Annotated in this window: 16 protein-coding genes; 11 read left to right on the top strand and 5 right to left on the bottom strand. The window is 75.2% G+C overall.

Annotation, left to right across the window (positions count from 1 at the left end; genetic code table 11):
* Positions 1 to 61: 61 nt before the first annotated feature.
* The 9 genes from ACFXGA_RS13250 to ACFXGA_RS13210 all read left to right on the top strand — a co-directional run bounded on the left by ACFXGA_RS13250 (position 62) and on the right by ACFXGA_RS13210 (position 9,272).
* Entirely contained in the window at positions 62 to 331 is a 270-nt protein-coding gene (locus tag ACFXGA_RS13250; protein ID WP_378087396.1) for a hypothetical protein, read from the top strand.
* Positions 328 to 1,404 (top strand): lantibiotic dehydratase C-terminal domain-containing protein, encoded by a 1,077-nt coding sequence (locus ACFXGA_RS13245; protein WP_378087394.1) that lies wholly within the window; start codon positions 328 to 330, stop codon positions 1,402 to 1,404. The genes ACFXGA_RS13250 and ACFXGA_RS13245 overlap by 4 nt, the downstream gene beginning before the upstream one ends.
* The gene (locus ACFXGA_RS13240) at positions 1,401 to 2,948 is read left to right on the top strand and encodes a hypothetical protein (protein WP_378087392.1); all 1,548 of its coding nucleotides are present in this window, start codon (positions 1,401 to 1,403) and stop codon (positions 2,946 to 2,948) included. Before ACFXGA_RS13245 ends, ACFXGA_RS13240 begins: the two co-directional genes overlap by 4 nt.
* Positions 2,945 to 4,627 carry a TOMM precursor leader peptide-binding protein gene (locus ACFXGA_RS13235; protein ID WP_378087390.1) on the top strand — a complete coding sequence of 561 codons (1,683 nt, stop codon included), beginning with the start codon at positions 2,945 to 2,947 and terminating at the stop codon, positions 4,625 to 4,627. Before ACFXGA_RS13240 ends, ACFXGA_RS13235 begins: the two co-directional genes overlap by 4 nt.
* Positions 4,628 to 4,812: 185 nt before the next feature.
* Positions 4,813 to 5,925, top strand: a complete 1,113-nt coding sequence (locus tag ACFXGA_RS13230; RefSeq protein WP_378087388.1) for a hypothetical protein — start codon at positions 4,813 to 4,815, stop codon at positions 5,923 to 5,925.
* Positions 5,922 to 7,487, top strand: a complete 1,566-nt coding sequence (locus tag ACFXGA_RS13225; protein WP_378087386.1) for a thiopeptide-type bacteriocin biosynthesis protein — start codon at positions 5,922 to 5,924, stop codon at positions 7,485 to 7,487. The genes ACFXGA_RS13230 and ACFXGA_RS13225 overlap by 4 nt, the downstream gene beginning before the upstream one ends.
* Positions 7,488 to 7,589: 102 nt before the next feature.
* Positions 7,590 to 8,036 carry a MaoC family dehydratase N-terminal domain-containing protein gene (locus ACFXGA_RS13220; protein WP_378087384.1) on the top strand — a complete coding sequence of 149 codons (447 nt, stop codon included), beginning with the start codon at positions 7,590 to 7,592 and terminating at the stop codon, positions 8,034 to 8,036.
* The gene (locus ACFXGA_RS13215) at positions 8,033 to 8,440 is read left to right on the top strand and encodes a MaoC/PaaZ C-terminal domain-containing protein (RefSeq protein ID WP_378087382.1); all 408 of its coding nucleotides are present in this window, start codon (positions 8,033 to 8,035) and stop codon (positions 8,438 to 8,440) included. The genes ACFXGA_RS13220 and ACFXGA_RS13215 overlap by 4 nt, the downstream gene beginning before the upstream one ends.
* A gap of 121 nt (positions 8,441 to 8,561) precedes the next feature.
* On the top strand, positions 8,562 to 9,272 hold the full coding sequence (locus ACFXGA_RS13210; RefSeq protein WP_378087380.1) for an SDR family oxidoreductase: 711 nt from the start codon (positions 8,562 to 8,564) through the stop codon (positions 9,270 to 9,272).
* Positions 9,273 to 9,276: 4 nt separating this feature from the next.
* On the opposite strand, the gene ACFXGA_RS13205 is transcribed toward ACFXGA_RS13210, so the two are convergent.
* Both ACFXGA_RS13205 and ACFXGA_RS13200 read right to left on the bottom strand, forming a co-directional pair.
* Entirely contained in the window at positions 9,277 to 9,924 is a 648-nt protein-coding gene (locus ACFXGA_RS13205) for a response regulator (RefSeq protein ID WP_378087378.1), read from the bottom strand.
* Entirely contained in the window at positions 9,921 to 11,120 is a 1,200-nt protein-coding gene (locus ACFXGA_RS13200) for a sensor histidine kinase (protein ID WP_378087376.1), read from the bottom strand. The genes ACFXGA_RS13205 and ACFXGA_RS13200 overlap by 4 nt, the downstream gene beginning before the upstream one ends.
* 22 nt (positions 11,121 to 11,142) lie before the next feature.
* Here ACFXGA_RS13200 and ACFXGA_RS13195 point away from each other — a divergent pair, with 22 nt between their 5' ends.
* Positions 11,143 to 11,604, top strand: coding sequence for a hypothetical protein (locus tag ACFXGA_RS13195; protein WP_378087374.1), 462 nt, complete (start codon positions 11,143 to 11,145; stop codon positions 11,602 to 11,604).
* Between the two features lie 30 nt (positions 11,605 to 11,634).
* Positions 11,635 to 11,844 (top strand): hypothetical protein, encoded by a 210-nt coding sequence (locus ACFXGA_RS13190; protein ID WP_378087372.1) that lies wholly within the window; start codon positions 11,635 to 11,637, stop codon positions 11,842 to 11,844.
* Between the two features lie 76 nt (positions 11,845 to 11,920).
* Here the strand turns inward: ACFXGA_RS13190 and ACFXGA_RS13185 are convergent, their stop codons facing one another.
* From ACFXGA_RS13185 to fabI, 3 genes are all read right to left on the bottom strand, one after another.
* Entirely contained in the window at positions 11,921 to 12,721 is an 801-nt protein-coding gene (locus ACFXGA_RS13185) for an ABC transporter permease (protein ID WP_378087370.1), read from the bottom strand.
* Positions 12,718 to 13,674 (bottom strand): ATP-binding cassette domain-containing protein, encoded by a 957-nt coding sequence (locus ACFXGA_RS13180; RefSeq protein WP_378087368.1) that lies wholly within the window; start codon positions 13,672 to 13,674, stop codon positions 12,718 to 12,720. The genes ACFXGA_RS13185 and ACFXGA_RS13180 overlap by 4 nt, the downstream gene beginning before the upstream one ends.
* Before the next feature lie 119 nt (positions 13,675 to 13,793).
* Positions 13,794 to 14,615: an enoyl-ACP reductase FabI gene (gene fabI, locus ACFXGA_RS13175; RefSeq protein ID WP_378087366.1), complete on the bottom strand. Its 822-nt coding sequence runs from the start codon at positions 14,613 to 14,615 to the stop codon at positions 13,794 to 13,796.

The raw sequence follows: 14,615 nt of genomic DNA, 5'->3' as shown, positions 1-14,615 counted from the left end.
ATATCTGCGGAGTATTATTTTTTCTATAATCGACAGCGGGTGGGACGGGCCCCCCCTCGCGGTGGCCCGGTTGCGCGCCCGGCACGGGCTGCCGGAGCACGTGTTCGTCGGCCCGGACGGCGGACCGGCGTCGGCCGACGCCTACCTGCGCGCGCTGACGGTGGGCAAACCGCAGTACGCCGACCTGGGCGACCCGCTGCACCTGCGGTGCCTGCCGCGCCTGCTGGCGCGGTTCCCCGACGGCGTGCGGCTGACCGAGGCGCTGCCCGTGCCGGGCGAGGGAGGACGGGTGGTCGAACTGATCGCGGAAACGTACTGGAGGGCTTCGTGACCGACGTCGTCTGCTACTACCACGACCCGGTGAAGGCGGCGCTGCTCCGCGACGCCGTGCTGCCCGCGCTGGCGGAGGCGGAGGCGGGTGGCGCGACCGGGCACGTGGAGCGGCACTGGCTGCACGGGCCGCACGTGCGGGTGCGGCTGGACGGTCCGGACGACGCCGCCGAACTCGTCGCGTCCCGCCTGCGCGCGTACCTGGCCGAGCGTCCGTCCACATCGGACGTCTCACCGGAAGTGCTGCTGGCGCGGTCGAAGCAGTACGGGACGGCCGAGTTGGTGCCGCCGCCGTACGAGCCGATCCACCCGGACAACACGGTGCTCGTAGAGCCGACCGACCTCACGGCGCTCCGCGAGCTGCTCGGGTCGGACGCGTTGGTGGACCTGCGGTCCCGGTGCCTGCGGCTCGGCGTGCCCGCGATCGCCGACGCGGTGGCGGTCGACGGCACGAGCCGGTCCCGGGTCCGGCTGGCCGTGGTCGCGATGACCGCGCACGCGAGCCGGTTCCCGGCGGGCCTGGTGAACGGCTACCACTCGTTCCTGTCCCACCTGGAGGGCTTCCTGCTGCACGACGATCCCGACGGCGTGTTGCGCGCCCGGTTCGACGGTGTCTGGGAGCGCAACGCGGAGCAGAAGGCGGACATGGTGGAGCGCGTCGCCGCCGGGACGACGGGAACGCCCTGGATCGCGTGGACCGACGCCACCCGCGCGGTGGTGGAGGAGGCGTTCGACCGGGGCGAGCTGCCCACGGCATACTCCGGGCACCTCGGCGAGCGGGCCGTCCGGCTGGGCGAGGAGCAGGCGATCCGGCGCTGGCACCGCGACCACGTCGACCGGGTCGGCGAGTACCACCTCCGGCTGCGCGAGGTCGACTTCGACCACCCCGACTACCAGCGGCCGGTCACCGTCTACCGCTTCGGGACGAACATGCTCTACCAGCTACTGGCCGTGTGCGACGTGACGCCGGTCGAGCGCTACCTCGCGGCGAGCCTGGTGGTGCGGGCGGTGCAGCGGATCACCGGGCTGGACTGGCCCGCGCACGTCGCGCGGATGGCGAAGGTGTCGCGGTGAGCGGGGTGGTGCTGCGGCTGCGGCCGGTCGTGCACGCGACGCCCACCGCGACCGGTCTGCACGTGCGGGGTTGGCGGTCCAGCTTCACCCTCGACGGCGGCAAGGGCCTCTGGACGATCTGGGAGCGCCTGGCGGGCCCGCTGGCCGACGGCGTGCCGCCCGAGCGGCTGGCGGTGCCGGCGACCGCGTCACCGGCCGTGGCGCGGGCGCTGGAGCTGCTGATCGGCCAGCTCCGCGAGCACGACATGCTGGTCGAGTCGCCGGTCGACTGGGGTGAGGACGCGCCGCCCGACGACATCGCGGGCTGGCTGGACTCCGTGGCCCCGTCCCCCCGGGCGGCGTGGCGGCGGCTGCGGTCGGCGACCGTGGCGGTGACCGGCGAGGGCGCGTTGGCCGCCGCCGCCCACCGGGCGCTGGTCGCCGCGGGGCTCGACGTGGCCGCCGTGCGGCCCGGCGCGGGCCTGGTGCTGGCGGCCGAGGGGCCCGCGGTCGCGGCCGGGTGCGCGGCGGACGTCGGGTTCGTGGTCGAGCCGGGCGCGCTCGCCGACGTGGAGGCCGACGCGGCCGCGGTGGCGGACCGGCTGGCCGGCACGCCCGGCACGCCGCCGGAGGTGCTGGCCGCGCTGGTCGGTTCGGCCGCCGCGCACCGGCTCGTGTGCGCGGTGGGCGGGCTGCCCGACCCGTCCACCGAGGTGGTGGACATGTGGAGCGACGTGCCGCCGACCGGGCCGCCGCACCAGGCCGTGCTCGTGGCGCGGGTCGACCCGCTGCACGCCGAGTACCACCCGTGGCTGTCCGCGGTCCGGCCGCGCGAGGGCGGCGGCACGCCGTTGGAGGTGCTGGGCGACCGGGAGCTGGGGCCGGTGCCCACGCCGCTGCCCGGCGACCTGCCGCAGCTGCCGGTCAAGCTGGCCGCGTCCGGTGACGTGGTCGGTTTCGGCGCGACCGAGCACTCCGCCCGGCTGGACGCGCTGGTCCGCGCGGCGACCCGGTTGGCGCCGGCCGGCGCGGTCCTCGGCGTGGACGAAGTGCACGCGGCGGGCCTGGCCCTGCGCACCGCCGTCCGGCACCGGGCGGGCACGCCGGTCGAGGAGACCGAGTGGGCCGGCAACGCCACCGCCCGCCGGTGGTGGAAGGCCGTGACGCTCCGGTTCGCGCTGCCCGCCGAGCTGGAGGTGACCAGGCTCGCCCCCGGCGTGGTGCGGGCGGTGGTGCGGGCGGACGGCGAGGAGCTGTCCTGGGCGGTCGAGGCGGAGCCGGCCGACGCCGTGGCCTTCGCCGCCCTCGCCGCGGCCGGGAAGGCCCAGGCCGGCGTCGCCGGGCCGGTCGTGCTCTGCGGGGCCGCGCCGGTCGCGGAACCCGCCGGCGCGGCCGCGCCGTGGACCGACCGGGACTGGCACTGGCCGTACGGGGTGCGTGACGGCGAGGGGGCGTTGCAGGACGCGTTGCGCGCCCTCGCGGTCGAGGTGAAGGCCGTGCCCCTCGGTCCCGTGCTGGAGGCGGCCGGGCTGGCGGCGTTCGCGGTGGCGGAGGTGGCGCGATGACCGTGCGGGTGGTGGAACTGCGGGACTACGCCATCGGCGACCTGGCGGGCATCGGCGGTGACGGCGCGGTGCTGCCGGTGCGGTTCGACGGCGCGCTGGTGCTGATCGGGCCGGTGTCGGGCGGGGTGTGCGTGGCGTGCGCCGAGGACGCCCGGCTCGCCGCGCTCGGCGGGTCCGTGCCGCGCGGCGACGCCGCGATGAGGTTGGGCGGGCTGGCGTCGGTCACGCTCCGGCCGTTGCTCGCGCTGCTGGTGGACCGCGTGCTGGCCGACCCGGACGCGCACCGGGACCGCGTCCTGGCGTTGCGGACCGACCTCGCGACGGTGGGCGAGCACCGGGTCCGGCCCAGGCCCGGCGGCTGCCCCGCGTGCGGTCCGCTGCCGGAGGACTCGGCGGAGGCCGCGACGGTGGTCCGCGAACCCGTCCCGGTGGTGGCGGGCACGCTGCGCGGCGCGAACCCGCGCACCGCGGGCGACGCGCTGCGCCGGGAGCTGTTCGACCTGCGGCACGGCCCGGTCGGCGGGATGCACCGCATCGGCGACCTGACCGTGGCGGCCGTGAGCGCCGAGCTGGGCGGCGGTCAGGCCGGGTTCGGCCGCACCGCCGACTACGCCGACGCCGAGCGGGTCGCGCTGTACGAAGCGGTCGAACGGCACGCCGGCCTGGCGCCGCGGCGCGTGACCACCGTGCTGGAGGCGTCCTACGCCGAACTCGGCGACCGCGCGCTCGACCCGACCCGCCTCGGGCTGCCCGACCACGAGTCGCCGCACGTCGTGCCGTACCGCCCGGACGTGCGGAGCCGGTGGGTGCACGGCTGGTCCTACACCCGGGGTCGGCCGGTGGCGGTGCCCGAGCACGTGGCCTACTGGGGCCCGGCGACCGGGCCCCGGTTCGTCGACGAGACGTCCAACGGCTGCGGCGCCGGCAACAGCCTCACCGAGGCGGTGCTGTACGGGCTGTTCGAGGTCGCCGAGCGGGACGCGTTCCTGACCGCCTGGTACGGCCGCCGCCCGCTCCCCCGGCTGCGCGTGCGCGACGAGGTCGCCACGCACCTCGCGGACCGGCTCGACCAGCTCGGCTACCGGCTGGAGCTGTACGACGCCACGAACGACCTGGGCGTGCCGGCCGTGCTCTCCCTCGCCCGCGCCACGAGACCCGGTCTGCCGCAGGCGTTCTTCGCCGCGGGGGCCGGCCTGGACCCGGACGCGGCGATGCGGTCGGCGACGGCCGAGGTGGTGATGGACGTGGAGGCGGGCGCGAAGCGCTACCGCACCGATCCCGGCGACTTCGACCCGGACCGGCTGCGCGCGCTGCTGCGCGACCCGCGCCGGATCCGCACCATGGACGACCACGTCAACGTCAACGGCCTGCCGGAGGCCGCGCCGCGGTACGACTTCCTGCGGCCCGGCCCGGAGGGCGACCTCGCCGTCCCCGACGTGCCGCGCGACGACCTGGACGCGTTGCTGGAGCACTACGTGCGCGCGTGGGAGCGGCTGGACCTGGAGGTGATCGCGGTCGACCAGAGCGACCCGGTGGTGCGCGAACGGCTCGGCCTGCACTCGGCCAAGGTGATCGTGCCGGGCACCGTGCCGATGACGTTCGGCGAGGCCAACCGGCGCACGCACGGCCTGCCCCGGCTGCGCCTCGCCGGCCCGCCGCTGCCCCACCCGTTCCCGTGACCCCCGAACCCGCGGCGCCCGCCGCCACCCCGTCGGTTGCCATGACCGCAGCACCCGCCACCTCACCCGTCCCCGCGACCACAGAGCCCGCCGCCCCACCCGCTCCCGTCCCCGCGACCACAGAGCCCGCCGCCCCACCCGCTCCCGTCACCGAGACCGCACCACCCGGCGCGCACCCCGTCCCCGTGACCGCGGGGGCGGCGGCGGCGCTCGCCGCCGCCTACACCCACGGGCCGGGACGGCTGGTGGAGCCCGGGGAGTCGCCGCGCACGCCGGCGGCGGAGGGTCCGCGCGTGCCGCTCACGGCGTTGCCCGGCCGGTTCGGCGCGGCGGTGGCGCGGCTGCTGGTCGACGTGGCGACACCGCTGCGCTGGGAGCCGTGGAACCAGTACAACGACCACCGGGCGTACCCGTCCGCGCGGGCGGCCGCCACCGTGGACCTGGTGCTGGCGGTCGGGGCGCGGCGGTGGCCGCTGGACCCCGTGCGCCGGGCGCTGGTCGGCGACCGGCCGCCCGCGCTCGACGGTCCCGTCCGCGTCGAGCTGGTCCGCCGCCGCGACCGCCTCTCCCCCGGCTACCGCGAGTTCGGCGACGTGCTGACCGAGCTGGAGGTGGGGCACGTCGCCGCGGCGCTGGTCGAGCGGGCGGCCCAGGTCGGGCTCGTCGCCCGTGCCGAGGGGTTGACCGTCTCGCTGGCGTTCGCGGGCCCCGCCGAACCGCCCCCGCTGCCGCGCCGCAGCTCGGGGTCGGGTCCGCGCGGCATCGCGGCCGACCCGCGACCGCTGCCCCGCGGCACGCTCGACGCCGTGGTGCGGGCCGTCAACCACCCGCCGGCCGGGTCGCCGGTGCGCGACGACCTGCGGCACCGGCTGGCCGTGCGCAACGTCGAGGGCGTCGCCGACGGCTGGTACGCCGTCACGGGCGGCCTGCGGCTGGTCGAGCCGGGTCCGGCGCTGCCGAGCCTCCAGGCCGTGTTCGGCCACCCGCCCGGGACGATCCACCTCGCCTCGATGAACCTCGCCCTGGTGACCACCGGCGACCCGGCGGCCGCGGTGGCGGGCGACGGTCCGGACGGCTACCGGGCGCTGCTGCGCGCGGCCGGCGCGACCGCCCAGCACGTGTGCACGGCCGCCGCGCACGCGGGCGCGTTCTGCCGCCCGGCGCGCAGCACCCACGACGGCCCGCTGGAGGCCCTGGCCGGCGCGCCCGCGTCGCACAGCCTGCTGTACCTGCTCCTGCTCGGCCGGCCGCGCGGCGCGGGTTTCGCCTACGACCTCACCCCCTTGGAGGCGCGATGACGTGGACCAGCCTGCACGTCCGGCTGTCGTGGGAGGTCGGGCACGTGGACGCGTTCATCGCCGACGTCCTCGCCCCCGAGCTGACCGCGCACCGCGCGGCCGGACGCCTCGCCGACTGGTTCTACATGCGGTACTGGCGGACCGGGCCGCACCTGCGCGTCCGGCTGCGCGACGCCCGGGTGGACCTGGCCGACCGGCTGCGCGAGCTGGTCGCCGCGGCCGGCCACCCCGTGCTGGACGCGGACCCGGCGGCCTTCCCCGCCGAGGACGACCGGCTGCCGCACGGCGACGTGCGGGAGGTTCCGTACGAGCCCGAGGTCGAGCGGTACGGCGGCCCGCAGGCCCTGCCGCTCGCGGAGGAGGTGTTCTGCCGCAGCACGGACGTGGCGGTCGCGGTGCTGCGGTCGGCCCGCACGCCCGGCGCGAAGATCACCGCCGCCGTGGAGCTGGTGATGGCCACGACGAGCGCGTTGCGCCTCGACCGGGTCGAGGCGGCGTCGTGGCTGCGATCCCTGGCGACGGGCTGGCGTCAGGCGCGCGAACCGGTGGGCACGCCCTCGCTCGGGTCCCACGTCGCCGCCCGGACGCTGCACGCGGCACGGGCGACCCGGCTCGCCGCGCGCTGGGACCGGTTGGAGGAGCACGCCACGGGCGTGGTGGCGTACTGGGCCGAGCAGGTGCGCGGCGCGGACCTGCCGCGCTACGCCTGGGCGTCGCAACTCCACATGCTGTGCAACCGGCTGGGCCTCGACCCGGAGGCGGAGCGGACGGTGTGCCGGCTGGTCGCGATGACGGCCGAGGACCCGGACGGGCCCGTGCCGTTCCACGAGGACGGGGCGACCGCGCCGGACCGGCGCTACCTGGCGGCCAGCCGGTTCCACTCGGGCGTGCCGGACCAGGGACCGCTGCCCGCCGCGACCCCGCCCGCGCCGACGCCGCCGTGGTGGCGGGACGTGCCGCTGCCGGAGGTCGCGCCCCCGTCCGGCTCGTTGGTCGAGGCGCTGTCCACCCGGCACACCGCGCGCGGCGCGGAGCTGGCCGGGCCGCTCGATGCCGCGCAGCTCGCCACCCTGCTGTGGACCGCGCAGGGCGCGCTGCCGGACGGCCGCCGGCCGTACCCGAGCGCCGGCGCCCGGCACAGCGCGCGGTTGCGCGTGCTGGCGTGGCGGGTGACCGGGCTGGAGCCGGGTGTGTACGAAGTGGACGAAGCGCGGCGGACGCTGGCGCACGTCGCGCCCGCGCCGCCGGCCGAGGACGTGGCGGCGACCTCGATGTGGTTCGGCCGGGGCGTGGACCGGGTCGACCCGACCACGACGCCCGCGCTGCTGGCGCTCTACGTGCGGGTAGGGGCGCTGCGGAAGGCGTACGGGCTGCGGGCCCTGCGGTTGGCGTTCACCGAGGCCGGGCACCTGGCGCAGAACCTCGCCCTGGTGGCCGCCTCGACGGGGCTCGCGCTGGGCGTGCTCGGCGGGTTCTACGACGACATGGCCCACGACGTGCTGTGCCTGGACGGCGTGGACGACGCGTTGGTCTACCTGATGCCCGTGGCGTCCGGCGCCTGAGCGGGTCGACCGGAATACAGCGGAAATATAGATTTCGGGAAACCGCTGCGGTTTTCCCGCGCGCCCTCGCCGGGTCGCGGCGCACGTGGGTACGGTTTCCCGGTGGTGGATCCGGAGTTCGTGGGAAAAAAGCTCGACCCGGTCGTGCTGCGGGTGCCGCGGGAACGGGTGATCGCATTCGCGCGGGCCATCGGCGAGAACCGGGCCGTGCACGTGGACGTCGACGCGGCGCGCGCGGCCGGTTTTCCGGACGTGGTGCTGCCGCCGACGATGCTGTTCGGGTTGGAACTCGAGGCGCGCGGCGAGAAATTGTTGCTCGACATGGAGCTCGACCCGTTGCGCGTGCTGCACGCCGAACAGTCCTTCACCTATCACCGGAACGTGCACGCCGGTGAGGAGTTGCGGTTCGAGGGCGTGGTCGCCGACGTCTACCGGAGGATGAACGGGCGGTTGGAGTTCATCGTGCAGGACAGCGTCGTGCGCCGCGGTGACGAGCACGTGGTGGATTTGCGCCAGGTGCTCGTGATCGAGGACAAGGAGGTCGCGTGAACGGGGTCGCGGTCGGGGACCGGCTGCCGGCGGCCGAGGTGCCCCCGATCACCGCCGAAGGGCTCCGGGACTTCGCGGCCGCGTCGGGTGACGACAACCCGGTGCACCTGGACGACGCGGCGGCGCGGCGGGGCGGGCTGGACGGGGTCGTGGCGCACGGGATGCTCGTCATGGCGCACCTGGGCCGGCTGGTCACGGCGTGGCCCGCGGCGGGGCCGCTGCGGTCGTTCAAGACGCGGTTCACCGCGCCGACGCCGCTCGGGGCGCGGGTCACGTGCACCGGGAAGGTGACGTCGGTGACCGTGGTCGACGGCACGCCGTGCGCGAAGGTGCAGGTCGTGGCAACCCGGGACGACGGCGTCGCGGTGGCGCGCGGCGAGGCCGTGGTGGAGCTGGCGGCATGAGCGGGCGACCCGGGACCACGAGTGGTGGTGGCGGCCGACCCGGGGCCGCGGCGGAACCGGCGGTCGGGCCGCGGGGCACGGCATCAGCGCAACACCCGGGAGCGTGGGCGGAGGTGGCGGTGTGACCGGACGATCGGTGCTCGTCGTGGGCGCGAGCCGGGGCATCGGGGCGGCGGTGGCGCGGGAGTTCCTGCGGGCCGGCGACCGGGTGGCGGGCACGCACCGCGGTTCCGGCGTGCCCGTCGACGGCGTGCTCCCGGTCAAGCTCGACCTCGCCGACCCCGACGCGAGCCGGGTCGCGGACGCGGTCGCCGAGGTGACCGAGCACCAGGGCGCGCCGGAGGTCGTCGTGCTGAACGCGGGCCTCACCCGGGACGGGCTGCTCGCCCGCATGCCCGAGGAGCACTACCGCGAGATCATCGAGGTCACGCAGCTCGGCACGTTCCGCGTCGTGCAGCGGGTCCTGCCCGCCATGGCCAAGGCGCGCACCGGGTCGATCGTGCTCGTCTCGTCCGCCTCCGCGCGGGCCGGCTCCCCCGGTCAGGCGAACTACGCGGCGGCCAAGGCGGCGTTGGAGGGGTTCGCGCGGTCGGTGGCGCTGGAGTACGGGCGGCGCGGGGTGCGGATCAACGTCGTCGCGCCCGGTCCCGTGGACACCGACATGGTGGCCGTGCTGACCGACCGGCAGCGGCAGGCGCTGGTCGACCAGGTGCCGCTGGGCCGCCTCGCCCGGGCGGAGGAGATCGCCGAGGTGGTGCGCTGGGTCGCGGGCTCGACCTACGTGACCGGCGCGACCATCCCCGTCACCGGCGGCGGCGCGCTGGGCTGGTGAGCGGTCACACCAGGTCGTTCTCCTGGGCGTAGATCGCCGCCTGCACGCGCGAGCGCAGCTCCAGCTTGGTGAGGATGCGCGACACGTGGGTCTTCGCGGTCGCGCCGCTGATGAACAGCTCCTCCGCGATCTGCGCGTTCGACAGCCCGCGCCCGAGGCAGCGCAGCACGTCCAGCTCCCGCTCGGTCAGCTGCTCCAGCCGGCTGTCGACGGCCGGCTGCACCTTCGCCGGCGCCTCCGCGTACGCCTTGATCAGCTTGCGGGTGATCTCCGGGCCCAGCACGTTCTCGCCCGCCGCGACCAGCCGCACCGCCTCCACCAGCCGCGGCGCGTCCACCGACTTCAGCAGGAAGCCCGCGGCGCCGGCGCGCAGCGCGGCGAACACGTACTCGTCCAGGTCGAACGTGGTCAGCACGAGCACCTGGGCCACGCCGTCGCCGTGCAGCGCCTTGGTCGCGGCGATGCCGTCCAGTCCGGGCATGCGGATGTCCATCAGCACCACGTCCGGGCGCAGCGCCTTCGCCTGCCGGATGGCGGTCGCGCCGTCACCCGCCTCGCCGACCACCTCGATGCCCTCGGCGTTGCCCAGGATCAGCACCAGGCCCGCGCGGACGGCCGCGTGGTCGTCCACTACCAGCACCCGGATGCTCACCGCTCCACCTCGGGCAGCGGCAGCACCGCGCGGACCCGCCACGCGCCGTCCGACGGTCCCGCGGTGAGCGTGCCGCCGACGGCGGCGACGCGTTCCTGCATGTTGAGCAGGCCGGTGCCCAGCCCTTCCCCGGCGGCGCCCTGCCGCAGCTCGTTCACCACCTCCAGCACCAGCTCGGTGTCGGTGCGGCGCAGGTCCAGGACGACGTTCGTGCGGGGTGCGTGCTTCATGGCGTTGGTCAGCGCCTCCTGGGCGATCCGGTACGCGGTCAGGTCCACGGCCGCGGGCAGCGGTTCGGTGTCGTCGTAGTCCACCCGCACGTCCAAGCTCATCCCGCCGGCCTGCGCCGACTCGATGAGCTTGGACAGCTGGGCGAGCCGGGCGGGCGCGGTGGGCTCGTCCGGGTCGGTCACGTCCGCGCGCAGCAGGTTGATCATGGCACGCATCTCCTCCAGCGCGCTCACGCTGTTCTCGCGCACGGATTTGAGGACCACTCGCGTCATCGGGTCGTCGTCCTTCAACGACAGCGCGGCCTCGGCCTGGATGGCGATCGCGGACAGGTGCCCGGCGATCACGTCGTGCAGGTCACGGGCCATGTGGGCGCGTTCGGCGGCCACCGCCGCGGTCCGGTCGAGCTGCGCGATCTTGGCGAGCTGCCGGGCGTTCGCGCGCTCCACCTCGGCCATCCGCTGGTGCTGCCGGACGTTCGTCGCCCACCACACCGGGATCAGCAGGAACGGCAGTACGGCGAACGCGGCCAGCACGGTGGCGCGCCAGCCGGGCACCAGCAGCACGGTGGCGGTGATCGTGCTGATCGAGGTCAGCACGGCGATGGGCACCATGTCGCGGCTGAGCCGGCGCGGCCCGTAGAGGGTGGCCGCGTAGAGCAGGTCGGCGTACACGACCAGCGTCGGCGTGCTGACCCCGATGACGCAGTCCACCAGCAGGAACGCGGTGCCCACGGCCAGCGAGGTGCCGGGCGCGCGGCGGCGGAAGCCCTCCACCGCGCAGATGCCGCCGAACAGCAGCAGCCGCACCCACATCGGCACCCGGTCGTCGAAGTTGAACAACGGGTACAGGCCGGTCGCGAACAACACCGAGCCGACCAGCAGGGAGCTGATCACGATGAGCGCGTCGTGCTGCCAGTCCGGCAGCTTCCGCAGGCCGGACACGACGCGGCTTATTCCGGCGTGCACCGCGCGATCACAGCACAGCACCGTGCGCCCCGCATCGGCCGAAGTGATGATCCATGATCGCTCCGACCGCCGATGCCGCCGACCCGGCGTGTTCGCGACGATGGTGTCACGGCAGGCGCGCGGCCCGCCGACCACACCGGAAGGAGCGGATGTCACCATGAAAAGCGTGGCGGTAGCACTGGCGGTGGTGTCGGCCTTCGCGTTGGTCGCGTGCCGGCCGGGAGCCGAGCCGACCTCCGCGGACAACACCACCGACGACGGCAGGACGACATTGTTGTGCCACGTCGCGAACGGGTGGGTGGCCGCCGGTCCGGACGGGAAGAGCGAAGCGGCGAAGACATTGGCGGGCGTCATCGACGACATCGCCGGGAACATGGACGAATCGTCGCGTGCCGGCAAGGTGTTGACCGCGGCTCGGCAGCTGTTGTCGGACAACGCCCAGGACATCTCCGAGGGCGCCGCGAAAATCAAGGAACTGTGCTGAGGGTGTGCCCGCGCCCGGCGAGGAGGACAAGTGGCTGAGGGCAAGGTCAACGACGGTCGGTGGGCCCCGTGGTGGGTGTACGTGGTCCTGATCGTCGGCGCCAACCTGATCAAGCAGTACTTCATCGGCGGCAAGGTGTCCGACGTCGTGAACGTCGCGATCACGGTGGCGATGGTCGGTGCGCTGATCTTCGTCATCACGGCGGTGTACCGGTCGATGTTCGCCACCCGGCGGCGGTGACGTCGACCGGGACACGGCGGCCTCCCCTGGCCGCCGCGCGGTAGGTGGGTCGGGCGCCCGTCCCACCTACCCCTGGTCACCGGGACGCCACCCGGCGGTAGGCCCGCATGCTCAGCGGCACGAACACCGCCACGATGAGCAGGGACGCCAGCCACGCGTACGCCAGCGCGTGGTCGTCGGGCCAGGAGCCGGACACCACGTTCAGGCCCGGCACGGTGTTGCCGAACAGCTCCCGCACCGCGTTGATGACGGCGGTCAGCGGGTTCCACTCGGCGATCACCCGCAGCGGTCCGGGCATGGACTCCTCGGGCACGAAGCCGGAGGACACGAACGTCAGCGGGGTCAGCCAGATCAGGCCGGCGCTCTGCGCGGCCTCCGGGCTCGGCGAGATCAGCCCGATCAGCGCCCCGATCCACGACATGGCGAACGCGAACACCAGCAGCACCAGGAACGCGAGCACCGCGTCGAGGAAGCTGCCCCGCACCCGCCAGCCGATGAGCAGGCCGCACAGGCACGTCACCAGCATCGCGACACCGCTCACCGCGAGGTCCGACAGCGTGCGGCCGACCAGCACCGACACCCCGGACATCGGCAGGGACCGCAGCCGGTCGATGAACCCCTTGCGCAGGTCCGTCGCCAGGCCGAGCACGGTGAACGCGGAGTTGAACGCCAGCGTCTGCACCAGGATGCCCGCCAGCAGGTACTCGCGGTACGCCGCGCCGCCGAGCAGGCCGCCGAAGACGAACCCGAACAGCAGCACGAACATCACCGGCTGCACCACCGCGGCGAACGCCCAGTCGACGCTGCGCCGCACGTGCAGCAGGTTGCGCCAGGCGATCATCCAGCCGTCGACGGCGACCTTGGCCACCACGGTCACGAGTCCTCCCGGTCGTCGGCGCCGCGCTCGGTCAGCATCAGGAACACGTCGTCCAGCTTGGGCCGGTGCAGCGACACGTCGAGCACCCGCACGTCCGCCGCGTCGAGCCGCTTCAACGCCTCCACCAGCGTCTTCGGGCCGACGTGCACGAGCACGTGGGCCCGTCGCAGGTGGTCGTCCACCACCGGCTCGGCCGCGCCGACCTCGGTCAGCACGCGGGTCAGCTCCGGCAGGTCGGCGCGCTCGGCGACGACGATCTCCAGCCGCTCGCTGCCGACGCGGGCCTTCAGCTCGTCCGACGTGCCGCGCTCGACCACCCGGCCGCGGTCGATCACCACGATCGAGTCGGCGAGCTGGTCGGCCTCCTCCAGGTACTGCGTGGTGAGCAGCACGGACGCGCCGTCGTCCACCAGCCGCCGGACCATCTCCCAGGTGTCCAACCGGGACCGCGGGTCCAGGCCCGTGGTCGGCTCGTCCAGCACGACGACCGGCGGCCGGGCGACCAGCGCGCCCGCCAGGTCCAGCCGGCGGCGCATGCCGCCGGAGTAGGTGCGCAGCAGCCGCGACGCGGCGTGCTCCAGCCGGAACAGCGCCAGCAGCTCCCGGGCGCGGGCCCGCGCGGCGGCGGCCTTGAAGCCGTACAGCCTGCCGACCAGGTACAGGTTCTCGTACCCGGTCAGGCTCTCGTCCACGGCCGCGTACTGCCCGGACAGGCCGATCGAGCGGCGCACGTCGGCCGACTGGGCGACGACGTCGTAGCCGGCGACGCGGATGTCGCCCGCGTCCGGCCGCAACAGCGTCGTCAACACCCGGACCATGGTGGTCTTGCCGGCGCCGTTCGGGCCCAACAGCCCGAGCACCGTCCCGGTGGGGACGGTCAGGTCCACGCCGTCGAGGGCGCGGTGCGCCTGGTACGACTTGACGACGCCACGCGCCTCGACGGCTGCGGTCACCGTTGCTCCTCCGTGCGGTCGTCCGCCCCGACCGGGGTTCGGGGCGGGAACAGGATCGAACGCGCCGCCCGCACCGGGAGTCCCCGGGACGACCCGTTCCGCGCCGCGGCCGGCCACGGTCACGACCCCGCCGGCGGCGGCGCCGCGACGGGGACGCCGGGCCGGTCCCCGATCACGTGCGCGCCGCCGTCGACGTGGACGATCTCGCCGGTGGTCGCGGGGAACCAGTCCGACAGCAGCGCCACGCACGCCCGCGCCACAGGGGTGAACTCCTGGTCGTCCCACCCGAGCGGAGCCTTGCCGTGCCACCGCAGCCCTTCCCGGCGGGCGGCCTCGTCGCCGCCCGGCCCGATGGCGATGGCGGCGGTGGTGCGCAGCGGCCCGGCAGCGACCAGGTTGACCCGGATGCCGTCGCGGCCCAGGTAGGACGCGAGGTAGCGGGAGCAGGACTCCAGCGCGGCCTTCGCCACGCCCATCCAGTCGTACTCGGCGTACGCCTGCGAGGCGTCGAAGTCCAGGCCCACCACCGAGCCGCCCCGGCCCATCATCGGCCGCACGGCCCGCACGAGGGACTGCAAGGAGTAGGCGGAGACGTGCAGCGCGGGCGCCACGTCGTCCCACGCCGCGGTGAGGAAGTTGCCGCCGAGCGCGCCGGCCGGCGCGTAGGCGACGGAGTGCAGCACGCCGTCGATGTGGTCGGCGTGCGCGCCGACGCGCTCGGGCAGCGAGGCGAGGTGGTCGGCGTCCGTGACGTCCAGCTCGACCACGGGCGCGGGCGACGGCAGCCGCTGCGCGAGCCGTTCCACGAGGCGCACCCGGCCGTAGGCGGTGAGGACGACGTGCGCGCCCTCCTCCTGCGCCAGGCGCGCCACGTGGTAGGCGATGGACGTCGGCGTGAGGACGCCGGTGACGAGCAGGGTCTTGCCCTTCAGCAGGTCCAC

Source organism: Actinosynnema sp. NPDC059335, assembly GCF_042752395.1.
Taxonomy (GTDB): domain Bacteria; phylum Actinomycetota; class Actinomycetes; order Mycobacteriales; family Pseudonocardiaceae; genus Actinosynnema.
The sequence above is the reverse complement of the archived record's forward strand: the minus strand, read 5'-3'. Positions and strand labels throughout refer to the sequence as shown.